At 50.2% G+C, this 15,748-nt stretch carries 12 protein-coding genes and 1 CRISPR repeat array; all 12 genes read right to left on the minus strand.

Going from position 1 to position 15,748, the window contains the following annotated elements:
- Nucleotides 1-4 precede the first annotated feature (4 nt).
- Nucleotides 5-1,132, minus strand: coding sequence for an aspartate-semialdehyde dehydrogenase (gene asd / locus NFR90_RS07140; RefSeq protein WP_251451893.1), 1,128 nt, complete (start codon nt 1,130-1,132; stop codon nt 5-7).
- 37 nt (nt 1,133-1,169) lie between these two features.
- Nucleotides 1,170-2,240 (minus strand): 3-isopropylmalate dehydrogenase, encoded by a 1,071-nt coding sequence (leuB, locus tag NFR90_RS07145; protein ID WP_251451833.1) that lies wholly within the window; start codon nt 2,238-2,240, stop codon nt 1,170-1,172.
- Between the two features lie 50 nt (nt 2,241-2,290).
- Nucleotides 2,291-2,938 carry a 3-isopropylmalate dehydratase small subunit gene (gene leuD / locus NFR90_RS07150; protein ID WP_251451836.1) on the minus strand — a complete coding sequence of 216 codons (648 nt, stop codon included), beginning with the start codon at nt 2,936-2,938 and terminating at the stop codon, nt 2,291-2,293.
- A 12-nt stretch (nt 2,939-2,950) separates the two neighbouring features.
- The gene (gene leuC / locus NFR90_RS07155) at nt 2,951-4,384 is read right to left on the minus strand and encodes a 3-isopropylmalate dehydratase large subunit (protein ID WP_251451839.1); all 1,434 of its coding nucleotides are present in this window, start codon (nt 4,382-4,384) and stop codon (nt 2,951-2,953) included.
- A 176-nt stretch (nt 4,385-4,560) separates the two neighbouring features.
- Nucleotides 4,561-5,559, minus strand: a complete 999-nt coding sequence (locus NFR90_RS07160; protein ID WP_251451841.1) for a DUF362 domain-containing protein — start codon at nt 5,557-5,559, stop codon at nt 4,561-4,563.
- 364 nt (nt 5,560-5,923) lie between these two features.
- On the minus strand, nt 5,924-7,177 hold the full coding sequence (locus tag NFR90_RS07165; RefSeq protein ID WP_251451844.1) for an IS1634 family transposase: 1,254 nt from the start codon (nt 7,175-7,177) through the stop codon (nt 5,924-5,926).
- Between the two features lie 12 nt (nt 7,178-7,189).
- A complete protein-coding gene (locus NFR90_RS07170) occupies nt 7,190-7,591 on the minus strand; it encodes a hypothetical protein (protein ID WP_251451847.1) in 402 nt (133 codons plus the stop codon).
- Between the two features lie 147 nt (nt 7,592-7,738).
- Nucleotides 7,739-12,057: a CRISPR direct-repeat array (repeat unit 29 nt; unit sequence CGGTTCAACCCCGCTTGCGCGGGGAACTC).
- A gap of 47 nt (nt 12,058-12,104) precedes the next feature.
- Nucleotides 12,105-12,392, minus strand: a complete 288-nt coding sequence (gene cas2e, locus NFR90_RS07175) for a type I-E CRISPR-associated endoribonuclease Cas2e (protein WP_251451850.1) — start codon at nt 12,390-12,392, stop codon at nt 12,105-12,107.
- On the minus strand, nt 12,392-13,312 hold the full coding sequence (gene cas1e / locus NFR90_RS07180) for a type I-E CRISPR-associated endonuclease Cas1e (RefSeq protein WP_251451853.1): 921 nt from the start codon (nt 13,310-13,312) through the stop codon (nt 12,392-12,394). Before cas1e ends, cas2e begins: the two co-directional genes overlap by 1 nt.
- A 1-nt stretch (nt 13,313) precedes the next feature.
- A complete protein-coding gene (gene cas6e / locus NFR90_RS07185) occupies nt 13,314-13,946 on the minus strand; it encodes a type I-E CRISPR-associated protein Cas6/Cse3/CasE (RefSeq protein ID WP_251451857.1) in 633 nt (210 codons plus the stop codon).
- A complete protein-coding gene (gene cas5e, locus NFR90_RS07190; protein ID WP_251451860.1) occupies nt 13,946-14,674 on the minus strand; it encodes a type I-E CRISPR-associated protein Cas5/CasD in 729 nt (242 codons plus the stop codon). The genes cas6e and cas5e overlap by 1 nt, the downstream gene beginning before the upstream one ends.
- Nucleotides 14,675-14,679: 5 nt before the next feature.
- Nucleotides 14,680-15,747, minus strand: a complete 1,068-nt coding sequence (gene cas7e, locus NFR90_RS07195) for a type I-E CRISPR-associated protein Cas7/Cse4/CasC (protein WP_251451863.1) — start codon at nt 15,745-15,747, stop codon at nt 14,680-14,682.
- Nucleotide 15,748: the final 1 nt, after the last annotated feature.

A 15,748-nucleotide genomic window follows, 5' to 3' on the forward strand; every position in this document is an offset into this window, starting at 1 on the left:
CCTTTTATGCCTTGAAATCAACCAAAATTCTGAGCATGCGGCGAAGCGGTTCGGCCGCACCCCAAAGCAGCTGATCGCCAACCGTGAAAGCGGTGACATATTCCGGACCGAAATTCATCTTGTGAATACGGCCGATCGGAACGGACAGCGTGCCCGATACTTTAGCAGGAGTGAGCTCATGAATGGTCTCTTCCTTGTGATTCGGAATAACTTTGACCCAAGGATTGGCTTCGGCGAGCAATCTTTCGATTTCTTCGCAGGAGACGTCTTTCTTGAGTTTGATGGTGAGCGCCTGAGAGTGGCAGCGCATAGAGCCGACACGTACGCACAGGCCGTCAACCGGCATGCAGCCCGGTTCACCGATCGCGGGTTTGCCAAGAATCTTGTTGGCTTCGGCGCCGCCCTTCCATTCTTCACGGCTCTGTCCGTGCTCAACCTCGCGGTCGATCCAGGGAATCAGAGAACCGGCCAGAGGAACGCCGAACGCTTTATCCGGGAAGTCCGGAGAACGAAGCTCTTCAGTCACTTTGCGATCGATTGAAAGAATCGCGGAGCGCGGATCCTTCAGATCTTCGGCGGCCACACCGTAAAGAGCGCCCATCTGTTCAAGCAGCTCTCTCATGTTGGGTGCGCCGGCACCGGAAGCAGCCTGATAAGTCATGGAAGAAATCCATTCGACCAGATCAGCGCGAATCAGACCGTCAAGCGCCATGAGCATCAGGCTCACGGTGCAGTTTCCGCCGACGTAGTTTTTAACGCCGCTGCGAAGACCTTCCTGAATGACGCTCATGTTGACCGGATCAAGAACAATGATGGCGTCCTTTTCCATACGAAGCGTAGAGGCTGCGTCAATCCAGTAGCCGTTCCAGCCCTTATCGCGAAGCGGTTTGAAATGCGCTTTAGTCCAGTCGCCGCCCTGACACGAAATGACAACGTCACACGCTGCCAAAGCGTCGAGATCATCGGCGTCTTTCAGAACCGGATCGGCATTTACGACTTCCGGAGCTTTTCCACCGGCGTTGCTGGTCGAAAAGAAAGTCGTCTGTACAAATTCAAAATCACCCTCGGCTTTCATGCGGTCCATTAAAACGGAGCCCACCATTCCGCGCCAACCAACCATGCCTAGTTTCAGCATTATTTTTCCCCTTTGTCTCGTTAGGTATTGTTAATTACAAAGCCGCGACAACCGCGTCGCCCATTTCAGAACAGGAAACTTTTTTGCAGCCTTCGCTCCAAATGTCACCGGTTCTATAGCCTTGCGCAAGTACCGTCTTAACCGCATTCTCAATGCGTACTGCTTCTTCCTCCATTCCTAAAGAATAGCGGAGCATCATGGCCGCTGACAGAATTTGCGCTAAAGGATTTGCGATGTTCAGGCCGGCGATGTCCGGAGCGGAACCGTGAGACGGTTCAAAAAGGCCCTGACCTTTTTCATTCAGCGCCGCAGAAGCCAGCATGCCGATGGAACCCGTCAGCATCGCGGCCTCATCGGAAAGAATGTCGCCAAAGAGGTTGCCGGTAACCATCACGTCGATCTTCTTAGGCGCTTTCACGAGCTGCATAGCCGCGTTGTCCACGTACATATGTTCGAGTGTGACTTCCGGATATTCCTTAGAAACGCGGATCATAGTGTCACGCCAAACTTGGCTGGTTTCGAGCACGTTGGCCTTATCCACGCTGACAAGATGTTTATTGCGTCCCATTGCCGCTTTAAACGCGACATGAGCGATGCGTTCTACCTCCGGAACGGCGTAGCGCATCGTATCAAAGCCTTCTTCTGCGCCGGCAAATGCGCCGTCAGGGCTGATGCGTTTGCCGCGGGGCTGACCGAAGTAAACGTCGCCCGTCAGTTCGCGGACAAGCAGAATATCCAGACCGGAAACCAATTCAGGCTTCAAAGAGGAAGCCGCAGTCAGCTCAGGGAAGCAAACCGCAGGACGAAGATTGACAAAAAGACCGAGCGCCTTTCTGAGTCCCAAAATCGCCTGCTCGGGTCTTAAGTGACGCGGCAGCGTGTCGTATTTGAAGTCGCCGACAGCGCCGAAAAGCACAGCGTCGCTTCTCTTAGCGAGCTCCACGACTTCCTTGGGAAGCGGATGACCGAAAGCCGCATAAGCCGCTCCGCCGACAAGCGCTTCTTCATATTCGAAAGGAAGCTTCATTGCGGTCAGCACCTTCAGGGCCTGTGCCATGATCTCCGGGCCGATGCCGTCACCGGCCAATACTGCGATTTTTTTCATTTGTTTTTCCTATTAAGCCGCGCCGCGATCGGCGGCGCATCGATCATTGTTTAGTAGATAGTTTTGACGAGCCAGGGTTTGGCTTTGAGGCGCGCTCTTTCGAAAGCGGCGATTTCGTCCTTATGCTGAAGCGTAATGCCGATATCGTCCAAACCGTTCAGCAAACAGTAGCGGCGGAACTCAGGAACGTCAAAGCTGTGGGCGGTGCCGTTAGGCTCAATCACAACCTGCTTTTCCAAATCAACTGTCAGGCGATAGCCGTTATTGGCCTGCACTTCGTTGAAAAGATGATCCACCACAAATTCGGGAAGCGGAAGCGGAAGAAGTCCGTTCTTAAATGAGTTGTTGTAGAAAATATCGGCAAAGCTCGGCGCAATAATGACTTTGAATCCGTACTGAGAAAGCGCCCAAGCCGCATGTTCACGGGAAGATCCGCAGCCGAAATTTTTTCTGGCAAGCAGGATATCGGCCCCTTTGTATCTGGGCTGATTCAGAACAAAGTCAGGGTTCGGCGTACGTTCCGACGGATCCTTGCCGACTTCGCCTTTATCCAGATAACGCCATTCATCAAACAGATTCGGGCCGTAGCCGGTTCTGTAAATTGATTTTAAAAACTGCTTCGGAATAATCGCGTCGGTATCCACGTTGGAGCGGTCAAGCGGAGCGACAATACCGGTAAAAGTAACGAATTTGTTCATGCTGATAGCTCCTTAGAAGATTTTGCGGATATCGACAAAACGGCCTTCGATAGCGGCAGCCGCTGCCATCGCGGGTGAGCACAAGTGTGTACGGCTGCGGTTGCCTTGGCGGCCTTCGAAGTTTCTGTTGCTCGTTGAGGCGCAGCGATCTTCCGGATTGAGTTTATCGGCGTTCATCGCAAGGCACATGGAGCAGCCCGGGCGTCTCCATTCAAAGCCTGCGTTAATAAAGATCTGATCCAGTCCCTCTTTTTCCGCCTGCTCACGCACGAGGCCGGAGCCGGGAACCACGAGCGCCTGCTTAATGGTCGGCGCAACCTTCCTGCCCAATTTCTTCACCACGTAGGCCGCCGCGCGAATATCCTCAATTCGTCCGTTGGTGCAGGAGCCGATAAAGACATGGTCGGGCGCAATGGAGGTCACAGGTTGCTTGGGTTCAAGTCCCATGTACACATAAGCGCGTTCCCAACCTTCACGTTTAACAGGATCAGGCTGCTCGGAGGGTTCCGGAGTTCTGTCGGTAATCTGCGCGACCATTTCCGGAGAAGTACCCCACGTGACAACCGGAGGAACGGCGTTTCCATCGATTTCCACTTCAATGTCAAAGTGAGCCCCCTCGTCGCTCTTCAATGTCCGCCAGTATTCTTCGGCTTGTTTAAAGAGTTCTCCTTCGGGCGCAAGCGTACGTCCGCGCATGTATTCAACGGTTTTATCGTCAACCGCGACAAGACCGCAGCGAGCACCCGCTTCAATCGCCATATTGCAGAGCGTCATACGGCCTTCCATCGAGAGGGCTTCAATTGCGGGGCCCGCGAATTCAATTGCGCAGCCGGTGCCTCCGGCGGTACCGATTTTGCCAATAATGTAAAGCGCAAGGTCTTTAGCGAAAACGCCCGGTGAGAGTTTTCCGGAAACGTACACTCGCATATTCTTCATCTTCTTGGTCAGAAGCGTTTGGGTCGCCATAACGTGCTCTACTTCACTCGTACCAATGCCAAACGCCACCGCAGCGCAGGCGCCATGAGTACTGGTGTGAGAGTCTCCACAAACGACTGTCATACCGGGAAGAATCGCGCCTTCTTCGGGGCCCATGACATGAATCACACCCTGACCTCTCGAGAGGAATGGAAAATACGCGGCGCAGCCGTTATTTCGAATATTTTGATCCAGAGTCGTAACCTGCAGTTTGGCAACCGGGTCGGTAATTCCTTCCAGACCCTGCTCCCAGCCGGTCGTCGGCGTATTGTGATCCGCCGTCGCAACCACCGAACTCGAGCGCCACAGCTTGCGGTCATTCATTCTCAGACCTTCGAAGGCCTGAGCGCTGGTCACTTCATGGACCAGATGGCGGTCAATATAAAGCGTTGCTGTTCCGTCTTCTTCGGTTCGGACAACGTGTTCGTCAAAAATCTTGTCATAAAGAGTCTTAGGCGATGAGTCTGTCATTTTTCTCTTGGTTTAGATTGTTTTGAAGTAATCTTTTGAGTATGCCACCGTTTAACGACTGATTAGATATTTTTACCGAACTTTTTCCGACTGTTCGGGAAAAACTTAATCCGAGACCTCGTATAAATAGAAAAAGGTCCCAAATTATAGGACCTCGAGCTATCTGAAAAATTGAGCTACTTCACAACCTGAAGTCGGTACGTTGTAGAGCCGACACCGATTTTCTCAGCCGCCGAAAGCGTATCGGTGTAGTGTTCCTTCTCCCATTTCCTGCGAACTTCTTCGTTCGGCGCAAAACCGTACACCATATCGACGGCTGCCTGATCGCAGGCGACAGGGTCACGACTCACTAAGATACCGATATCGCCGATATTCTTGGCTTCTTTGCAACTGTCTCTTCTCTGCGGGTCCAACCCATCAATAATATTGAAAAAGATCCATCTTCCGGGCTTATAGTCAAGAGCCGCTTTCACAGCGTCAGCCATGGCTTCGCTCGTCGTCTTTTCGCCGGCAGAAGAGTAATACTCGGTCACCTTGCCGCCGCTGTGAATTTGTGCCGCACCGCGCGGCGTACCCAGACATATGGAAAGATTTTTCATCGTTCCGCCGTACCGAAGCAGGTTATGACCTTTGAACCGAACAATCGAAATCAAAGTGTCGTAATTGGAAAGATGAGCGCCGGTAATGAAGGTTTTAAGATGGAGGCCGTCATGAACCGGTAGCGCGATTTCTCCTTCAGCGTCCAAGATATCGATCGGCCCGACCTTATCAAATCCGTTCTGTTTGGCGGTTTCTAAGTGTGAAGTGGCGTCGTTTCTTGCAGAATCAAAATAATTGCTGTCAATCAGCGTTCCCTTAACCTCACTGACAAGCGGCTTGATCAAGTCAGGATTGATCTTGACCGCTCGATCCCGATAGTTCTCAAATGTCAGTTTGATACCGACTTTTCCTTTGAAATCCGGATCGATCGCCTTGAGAAGGCGGAGCAAGGCATCGGAGTTGACCACCGGTGAATAGTAAACCACCGGAGCTGCCGCATCCGCGGTTAAATTTGGAAGCGTAATGTCTGCGATTGGAGTGTCTGCAGGCCCCCTGCCCGAGGCAAAGCCCTGCAGAGGAAAAAACAAACCGCCGAACCCTGCCGCGGCGCCCAGCATCAAACTTCTGCGTTTCATACTGATTCTCCGAAGGAATTTTTGTTGTGCTTAACTGAGTTTACGAGCTGGACTTCAGGAAGTCTAATACCGGTTTTTTATCGATATTAATGCGTTTTTATGCATGAATTGCCTAAAGCTCCGCATACGAGCCGACGTTTTGCATGCATTCCTTTCCGAAAGGTTTTTATTCTCAGACTAAATTCAGACTGCTCTCCGAGAGTTTCCAATCCTCGTCTGCATGAAGCAGTCAAGCACGACAAATTAACAACGCGCGTATCGCTGTCTTAAACGCAAACAAGATATCTTCCCGAGTTTTACAGTTTACGACCGCATAAAATCCCTGGAATCCCCGTGCAGCGGGACTTCTCCGAGCTTACGATTTTTACGACGTGGTCGCTGCAACTTTCAGTCCGGGTAAATGAAGTTTCTTTTTTAGGCCTACGGGCTTCTCTACGCGACTTAGGACCTGCAGACCAAAGTGCTTACTCATTTCATCAAACAGCCCCAGTTCGTATAACCTAAGAAATAGCGGCTGCTGTGGATTGATATCATCGTAGACGACTTGGGATTGACGTAAGGCAGAACACATCTTCCCATGAGTGACTTGATCTCCTAGTTCCTGCTTGAGACTGTAAAGCATATATTTTTCTAACACCAAGCTTATGAAGCAACTCAAGAAATAGCCATATATGTGAGAATCTGTCCATATAAAGCATGGCCGAGTCTCCAATTGAGATTTGCTGACGCGGAAACAATCTTCAATTTGCCTGAGCTTTCGGTAAATCTCAGTGGCTCTTTCGGGTGATATTTCAAGATTTGTGCAAATAACGTAATACCCATCCCATTGAGATTGTTCTTCTATTTTTTCGGTATCTAATTGCGGTGTACCGTCTTTTCTTGGCACTTTAACCAATGACTTATAGCCGGTTAGACGTAGTTTGCCCGGATTCTTAATCGCATCTAGCGCCTCATCAATCGCTCTATCTCTGTCTGCCCTATCTTTTTTTGCTCTGCGCGGACTGTAAGAGACGATCCAATGCAAATTCATAGTGTCAATTACTTTTTTTGTCTTGTAGTTTAGTTTTGTCGTAGGGCTGATTCTGGTTTCGTATAGCGGCTTATTAACCTCTATCGTCTTATAGTGGTAAAGTATCTCTCCATTTTCGTCGCATGTACTCTGCTGCCAATTGTTTTGGTCTAGGATTGTCTTTTTCTCATCGGCTGAGGCATTCTTAAACTTTTGTGCAACTACAAAATCACAGCCTATTTGTCTGAGCGCAAAAAGGTTCTCACTTGAATTTAACCCTCGGTCAGCAACTGCTATCAATTGATCGATGCCGTAAGTCGTTTTGATCTTCTTAATCAACGGTACCATGGTTCCGAATTCATTAGTGCTTCCGTTGAAGAGTTCATAATCAATGGGGATGCCATTCTCATCCATAACCAGTCCAAGCATCAGTTGGACTTCATTGACCTTATGATCCTTGCTCTGGCCAAAGTCTTTGTAATCAGCAATGTTGCGGCTTTCAAAACTGTAGGTGGTTACATCATAGAAGGCGGCAGTGATCTTCCTTTTTATCCTCTTTTGAATTTCTCGGTTGAGATGGCTGACAACGCTCTCTTTGTCCTCTTTCAATAGATCAAGAACTCAATATAAATCCTGAAGATGATCAATCTCGGAGTGATCAATAATGCTTGAGTCCTTGTTCTTGAAATTCTGAAGCTTACTGGCCGGAGCCAACAATCGCTGCTCGGTGAGTAGATAAGCCGCTTTGTCGTACGAATGGCCAACATTACGATCCTTTTGAAGATACCGAAAAAACTCCGGCATCTTTAAGTCGCACCAAACTTTACGGATAAGTGCGGCTCCAACATTGTAGAGATGGAAACAACCCGGCAAATCATTACTTGATCGAGCCAATTCAGAAAGTTTGTCCATCCTTTTACGAGCCTGCAATTCGAGCTCCCGGTCTTTAGCCAATTGTTCCAGGCGGTTCTCTTCAGCAACACGAGCCTTGAGCTTGTCAAGAAACTGCAGGGCTTTTTCCAAAGTAGTGTCGAGCCTGCGGTGGTTTTCAATTACCCAAGTATTAGTGCTACTTAAACGGTAAAAATTAGCGGTTAAGCCAATGTGGGTCGAACTTTATTCAAAATTTAACGATAAAACTCGTGAAAGATGCTTCCGGCTCCAATTTGCCGGTTCAACCCCGGTCGCTCAGGGAACTCCGAACGCATTTTGAGCAGAGCGGCAACGAATGGCGGTTCAACCCCGCTCACGCGGGGAACTCATCAAATATGCGGCGCATATCCTTATGCCTCTCGGTTCAACCCCGCTCACGCGGGGAACTCACGATCTCCGGGCAGTTTGTCTTTGACAAAAACGGTTCAACCCCGCTCACGCGGGGAACTCTCACACGTCCGTAAATTCGGATGTTATTTAATGCGGTTCAACCCCGCTTGCGCGGGGAACTCTCCATAGCCGCAACAAAACTGGGAACCTGAGTCGGTTCAACCCCGCTTGCGCGGGGAACTCTTTCGATCGGCGGTATGGTCTACCTGGAAATGCGGTTCAACCCCGCTTGCGCGGGGAACTCGGATTGCAAATTCCTCAGGATGCTCCAACGCCAGGTTCAACCCCGCTTGCGCGGGGAACTCACATTTTTTCCTTCAATAAAATGCGCCTTGATCGGTTCAACCCCGCTTGCGCGGGGAACTCCCACTATCCAACGTTCTTTGTAGGCGATCCAAGCGGTTCAACCCCGCTTGCGCGGGGAACTCTAGAAACCGCATCAGAATGCATTGCCTTCTGGCGGTTCAACCCCGCTTGCGCGGGGAACTCATCGGCAACCCTGTCATAAACAGAAATTAAAACGGTTCAACCCCGCTTGCGCGGGGAACTCATTTTGTTGTTGTATCAATCACTGAGAGGTAAAGGTTCAACCCCGCTTGCGCGGGGAACTCACAGAAATCAAAACTTTTTTCATCTTAAAAATCCGGTTCAACCCCGCTTGCGCGGGGAACTCGAAACGAGACGGAATACCAAGCATAGGATTAGACGGTTCAACCCCGCTTGCGCGGGGAACTCGATGCGTTCACCTGGGCGGCGCTTTCTGAGGCGCGGTTCAACCCCGCTTGCGCGGGGAACTCTATTTCTGGAACATCCTGAGGAATTTGCAATTCGGTTCAACCCCGCTTGCGCGGGGAACTCTATTAACCTATATTTTTACCTAAGTAAAACACCGGTTCAACCCCGCTTGCGCGGGGAACTCTTCATAACACCAAAACCGCATGAGCCGGAGTAAGGTTCAACCCCGCTTGCGCGGGGAACTCCGGGAGCGTCCTCTGATGCCAGCTTCTTTAGTCCGGTTCAACCCCGCTTGCGCGGGGAACTCTGCAAGTGCTTTATCGACGGAAGCGGCGAAGGCGGTTCAACCCCGCTTGCGCGGGGAACTCTTCAAGCAAAGACAGTTCATAAACAAAAGCGCCGGTTCAACCCCGCTTGCGCGGGGAACTCGGCGACGGAGTTCCGGTGAGCGCAATGAAACGCGGTTCAACCCCGCTTGCGCGGGGAACTCTTACGCGGCTCAGGATGTGGCTGCGGGAGTGGTACGGTTCAACCCCGCTTGCGCGGGGAACTCTTCAAAGGGAAGGTCAACGTGCAGGTTTTTGGCGGTTCAACCCCGCTTGCGCGGGGAACTCGGTCTTATTCACTCGGTTGTAATACCACTTCGCGGTTCAACCCCGCTTGCGCGGGGAACTCATCCTTTGATCGCCATTAGGCCGCGACGTTTTCGGTTCAACCCCGCTTGCGCGGGGAACTCTGAGTTCGTCTTTTCCGGCGTTGTACTTGAATCCGGTTCAACCCCGCTTGCGCGGGGAACTCTCCTTCTTTGATTCGTTCTATCTGTCTGGCCGCGGTTCAACCCCGCTTGCGCGGGGAACTCGGTCGAACCTAATGTTGAGGTTGCTAAGCGTAACGGTTCAACCCCGCTTGCGCGGGGAACTCGCAAGTCTACCGCGTTTTGCGTCGGGTGTCAACGGTTCAACCCCGCTTGCGCGGGGAACTCATACCGGGTTTACTAGACCAACGCGAAAATTCCGGTTCAACCCCGCTTGCGCGGGGAACTCGGCAGAATTACCAGTCACATCGTTATACATGCCGGTTCAACCCCGCTTGCGCGGGGAACTCGACGGTCCGGATGATATGAGTAATTTCAAACTGCGGTTCAACCCCGCTTGCGCGGGGAACTCCCAAGTCTATCTCTTTTTGCGTCGGGTGTCAACGGTTCAACCCCGCTTGCGCGGGGAACTCGTTGAAACTCTGCGCTCGTTACTCGGCCCTGTCCGGTTCAACCCCGCTTGCGCGGGGAACTCATCATCCTGCGCATTACCCTGCGTAAAAATTTCGGTTCAACCCCGCTTGCGCGGGGAACTCCGAAACCTAGGACATCACCGACACCAGAATCGCGGTTCAACCCCGCTTGCGCGGGGAACTCTGAACGTTTGTATCCTGCTAATCAGCCGACGCCGGTTCAACCCCGCTTGCGCGGGGAACTCATTCGTCAAATATGCGGTCACCAGTTTGGATTCGGTTCAACCCCGCTTGCGCGGGGAACTCTATACCGGGTTTAGAGGACCAACGCGAAAACTCGGTTCAACCCCGCTTGCGCGGGGAACTCCAGCCCTTGCCATTCCGTTATTTGAATTCTGCCGGTTCAACCCCGCTTGCGCGGGGAACTCGTTGTAGGCACGGAACGGCAGCGAGTTAATAGGAGGTTCAACCCCGCTTGCGCGGGGAACTCAGAGGATTAAAAGTGATAGCGGGAGTGCCCAGCGGTTCAACCCCGCTTGCGCGGGGAACTCTATACCGGGTTTACTTGACCAACGTGAAAACTCGGTTCAACCCCGCTTGCGCGGGGAACTCTGAGACTGATAGGCCATTAGGTTCCGCTGGACCGGTTCAACCCCGCTTGCGCGGGGAACTCTTCCATATTCTCCGCAAGCCATATAGCGGATGCGGTTCAACCCCGCTTGCGCGGGGAACTCTCCTTGACGCGTTTTTTAATCAGCGCAACGACGGTTCAACCCCGCTTGCGCGGGGAACTCCTGAATGTGCATACGTGTCAACATGATTAGTCCGGTTCAACCCCGCTTGCGCGGGGAACTCGCGAGTTTCCAGTGCGCCCCTGTTCAATCCCTCCGGTTCAACCCCGCTTGCGCGGGGAACTCTGACGATTTCTATCGGTGTCGTCGGTAAAGCGCGGTTCAACCCCGCTTGCGCGGGGAACTCTTGATTTTGAGCAACACCCATCTTGAAATTGCGCGGTTCAACCCCGCTTGCGCGGGGAACTCGCAGACCGTCGAATTTCTGAGCCAGATGCCAGACGGTTCAACCCCGCTTGCGCGGGGAACTCGCAAATTCTTCAGGATGTTCCTGAGATAGCAACGGTTCAACCCCGCTTGCGCGGGGAACTCGCGGGCCACATAGGCGCACGTCTCAAAACTAACGGTTCAACCCCGCTTGCGCGGGGAACTCTAGAGACATCAAAATCATCACTGCATTAGGGGAGGTTCAACCCCGCTTGCGCGGGGAACTCTCTAATTACTCCCGCCCTCATTATCACGCTATTGGTTCAACCCCGCTTGCGCGGGGAACTCTACTGATCGATGCCCATGTAGCTGAACGTGCCCGGTTCAACCCCGCTTGCGCGGGGAACTCGGAAAGGGAGGGGTTGATTAGCCGGATACATCCGGTTCAACCCCGCTTGCGCGGGGAACTCGAATTTCAGCACTAAGCGGCGACCGTCCCTGTCGGTTCAACCCCGCTTGCGCGGGGAACTCCCACTTAGTAATAGCCGCAGGACTTAATCCGAACGGTTCAACCCCGCTTGCGCGGGGAACTCTCGACGCCTGCGTCAATGACGTATTGCGGGAGCGGTTCAACCCCGCTTGCGCGGGGAACTCTATCTCAGGAACATCCTGAGGAATTTGCTATTCGGTTCAACCCCGCTTGCGCGGGGAACTCATGATCAACCCCTCGAGGATCAGTTTGTTATTGCGGTTCAACCCCGCTTGCGCGGGGAACTCGACGGTCCGGATGATATGAGTAATTTTAGATTGCGGTTCAACCCCGCTTGCGCGGGGAACTCGGGGCGAGTTTCCAGTGCGCCCCTGTTCAGTTCGGTTCAACCCCGCTTGCGCGGGGAACTCAATGGCGAGACTATTGCTACTAATCTGCGTGGTGGTTCAACCCCGCTTGCGCGGGGAACTCTTTTGAGACTGTGCCTGATTCTGATGAGATGTCGGTTCAACCCCGCTTGCGCGGGGAACTCCGATTCCACATCTCCTCAGAGCAACCTTAGTGCGGTTCAACCCCGCTTGCGCGGGGAACTCATAGCCATGCTCAACAAATGATTTAGTAAAACCGGTTCAACCCCGCTTGCGCGGGGAACTCGTTTATGGACAATGTTTATATGGATTCCTTTTTCGGTTCAACCCCGCTTGCGCGGGGAACTCACTTAAGTATGGTATCAGATTTTAAGACTAATTTTTAAAGAACTTTTTTAAATTTTGGGTTTAAAACTTACTAGCCGAATCCCATCCATCTCTATGGGCTGCCTGGAATTCTCTCCAAAAGTCTTAAACTCAAAGCCAGATTCATGATTTGTTTGCCATGCCATTACAACATTTCCATCACCGCACAACTGCTGCGACTGCTTCCAAATCATATCTCTAACTTTCTGAGATACACTGCCTACATACACGCCGGCTCTTACTTCCAACAACCAAATTGCTAATCTCCCCCTTAATCTTGGGGGTACATTTTCTGTAACCACGACAACCATCGTCATTAAAGTTTTCCCCTGTGACCGGGATCACCTAATGATTTAGGAAGTGCAATCGCGGGCTGCCGCATATTGTCGTCTGCAACAGGAAGTGGAACACCGCCCGCTGATAATACCTCCTCAATCAATGGAATTAATCTTTCTGTTAATTTTCTTTGTCTAAATATGTCCCGACACGCTAAGCGGACTACCCTATCCGGTTCAGAGGGATTTTGAGACGCTATCTCAAATGCTTTAGGTACAATCTCATTAAACTTAACAATATCGGCTATATCGTAGACAAAGGAAAGAGGCTTCCCGGTGTGGATAAAACCGATGGCGGGCGCATATCCCGCTGCAAGAACAGCCGCTTCTGTTACTCCATAAAGACATGAAGTGGCCGCACTTAAACATCGGTTTACTAAATCTCCTTTATTCCAATCCTTGGGGTCATAACGTCTGCCATGCCACGCTATATTATATTTTCTAGCAAGACTTCGGTAAATTTCTTTAACCCGAAAACCTTCTATTCCCATTAACTGCGTTATTGATAATTTGTTATCCAATGGTTCCTGAAAACGCATTTCATACATCTTTCTAGCAACCTTCAATCGCAGATCACTATCCAGAGCTAACTTCGCTTGATATAAGAGCTTATCAGCTCGCGCTCCGCCTGGTTGACCGGAAGAATAAAGTCGAACTCCTGCCTCGCCTACCCAAATCAGCAATGTACCCACTAAAGCAGCCAACTTAATCGCTGCGTGAGAAACCCTCGTACCGGGTTCCAGCATAATGCAGGCAACCGAACCCACAGGTATATGGGTTCGTACGCCGTTTTGATCAACCAATACAAATGCTCCGTCAATTACATCTAATTGTCCGTATCTCAAAAAGATCATAGAAACACGGTCCTTCAACATAATTGGAGAAAGAGGAGGGACTTCCATATCAGCTCCGTCTGACCAGCATTAAACCACATCCAAATGCTTTTTCTCTTCCAAAACCTTTTCTGAGTTTTGCAAGAAAGAGGCCCGGATCCGTCACAATCAAACTACCGCTATAGTCTATTGTTGAGAACTGGATTAGCTGCTGCTTTCCTACCACCCTTTTTTGACAATATCGATCAACACTGACTGTGAACAACTTAAAACCAGAATTTTGTGCCTGCCTTTTAAGCCAGCCTTTAGCAGCCTCTTCACAATCGGTACGATAATTTGACATGCCTTCTAGCCTCATTCTGTGTTTAGCATCCATGAAAACATCGCACCGTTTACCCTGACGGGAAACCGTTGGATTTGCCCTAAGTGAAAAAGACAGTTTTGTACCAGCCTTCATGTTCAGCAAAAATTCCTTTGTCTGAACAGTGAAAACATTTGATCCTTTTGGATATGCCTCGGAAAGAACATACAGACAAATCTGCCCGTTGCGATCTTCTCTGCGATACAAAAAAGATCTAACGGGAGCATCTTGGAAGACGTCCCATAACGCCTGGTGAAAAAAATAATCTCCTCTTTCAACCAGATTCGTAATGATATTTGAATCGGCATCCCGAAGATCTAATGTCATTTTAGAGAAATACATTACATTTTCTCCTCAGGAAAAACTTCTCCGCAATTGATACTCCGCTCCCTGAAAAGCCATTGTTTTCTGCTCACAGGTACATCTCGTCTTTTCATAACCCTTTTTGGAGTCAGCCCTTCCACTTCCCCCTCCCAATAACCGATTCTCTGAAGCGCAGGAATGCGCAGACCTAATTTTTCAAAGTCCTTACGGCACCCATTTACATACAAACTGAACTGCGACTTAATATCGCCCTCAGCTATAGTCGGATTGAGATAAAGTCCTGTTGGATTTGCTTTTCGTCCAAGATATGGGATAAATCTCGGACACTCCATGGCTAGTTTCAAATCCTCCAGTTTATACGGCGCTTCGGAATGTGCATGCACGGCCACTACATACCATACATCACTATAAAAATCCCTTTGTGACAAAATTGTCTCCAACTGATCATTTTCGAGTTCAGCTTTTCGAGTTGGATATTGCTTTTTCTTATCAAACCTAGGAACCTGAATAGTGTGGTAATCAGATGACCATACAGGGTTTTCACTCCCGCAGACGATAAAGTTATAACTGCTCCAAAATTTTTCGACGTTGTCTGTTTGCTCACGGGGGATTCCTAAACACGACTGCATAAATCCCAAAAGTGCGGATTTTGTCGGCGTGTTTAGCGAATGCCGATCTCCTCCCGGAGCTGCTTCTCCCCATGAGACCATCGGTCCAATCAACTGAAAAAACAAATATTTTTTCATAGACATCACTCAGTAATGAAGTTAAGAACAGACTCCATACTTCCTGAATTCGTGAGAACATTGAAACTCTTCGATGGGATCGTTTGGCCATAAACGGAATTCATATTGTCGCGGAAAGTTTCAACCCTCTCGATTGCGTCCGACAGCATGTTTTCGCCATAAATGGGGCGGCAAAATGCGGCGGCCAGAGATCGCGGCTGAGCTTCTCCCTTTTCTGCCAGAACCCATGAAGCGTATGCTCGAGTAGCAAAACTATTCTGTTTTCCTGTCGGAGGAACTTCCATCGCCGCTTGAGCAAATGCTCGAACCGCCTTTCTGGCCAGTTCTTCGTCTCCGTTCAGATTTTTTAATAACAACTCATAATCAATGCATATATAAGAATAGAAAATTGCTGAGCCGAAAGCTGTTTCGCCCAGATGTCCCGCACCTGCATCTTCATTCGATAATTGCTTGAGATCGTCTACAGCTGTGAAAAAATCATCTTCAACAACACTGGCAGAAACGCCAATAGCATGAGCAACCTGACACGCTGCCTCGACATTTTCCTTCGGGCTGCTTGCTAACATTCGACCAAACATTGCAATATCTACAGCCATATTCTCCGAGGTCAATATGGCGGCCAAGTCTTTATCTGTTACTTCATGCCCTGAAGCTTTGCGCTTGGCAAGTTCTGCAATATTATCCAACTCCCTAGGGCTAAGATGAACAAGTTGCTCAGTCTCTGTCCTAATGAAGGGAGATTCCTTCTCTTTTGTTTTATTTTCTTTTTTAGCCTTTCCTAATTGATTGGCCACCTGTTCGCCAAATTTTATTGCCGAATCTTGGTCTGCACCGTTTTTAATCATAACGTTGGCAGCTTCTGTACCGGCTCGCACAGTTCTGGTTCCAAGAAAATCACCAACTTCTTTCTCGACAATATCCGACGTTCTCCAAGCACGCTTCAAACTCTGAGAAGAGATGCGAAGCCGTGTTGCACCGCCAAACACAACTGTTTTAGGCGCTCCAACGTCGTCGCGATTTAAATTTCCAGCAGGAAAAGCTGTTAATAAGTGCAGTTGAATAAATTTTGTCATT

The organism is Parasutterella muris (assembly GCF_943193095.1).
GTDB classification, from domain to species: Bacteria; Pseudomonadota; Gammaproteobacteria; order Burkholderiales; family Burkholderiaceae_F; genus Parasutterella; species Parasutterella muris.

Bases quoted from the DNA above. Each gene is read 5' to 3' on its own strand.
- leuB (WP_251451833.1), bottom strand. From the start codon at position 2,240: ATGAAAAAAATCGCAGTATTGGCCGGTGACGGCATCGGCCCGGAGATC.
- leuD (WP_251451836.1), bottom strand. From the start codon at position 2,938: ATGAACAAATTCGTTACTTTTACCGGTATTGTCGCTCCGCTTGACCGC.
- leuC (WP_251451839.1), bottom strand. From the start codon at position 4,384: ATGACAGACTCATCGCCTAAGACTCTTTATGACAAGATTTTTGACGAA.
- NFR90_RS07160 (WP_251451841.1), bottom strand. From the start codon at position 5,559: ATGAAACGCAGAAGTTTGATGCTGGGCGCCGCGGCAGGGTTCGGCGGT.
- cas2e (WP_251451850.1), bottom strand. From the start codon at position 12,392: ATGACGATGGTTGTCGTGGTTACAGAAAATGTACCCCCAAGATTAAGG.
- cas1e (WP_251451853.1), bottom strand. From the start codon at position 13,312: ATGGAAGTCCCTCCTCTTTCTCCAATTATGTTGAAGGACCGTGTTTCT.
- cas6e (WP_251451857.1), bottom strand. From the start codon at position 13,946: ATGTATTTCTCTAAAATGACATTAGATCTTCGGGATGCCGATTCAAAT.
- cas5e (WP_251451860.1), bottom strand. From the start codon at position 14,674: ATGAAAAAATATTTGTTTTTTCAGTTGATTGGACCGATGGTCTCATGG.
- cas7e (WP_251451863.1), bottom strand. From the start codon at position 15,747: ATGACAAAATTTATTCAACTGCACTTATTAACAGCTTTTCCTGCTGGA.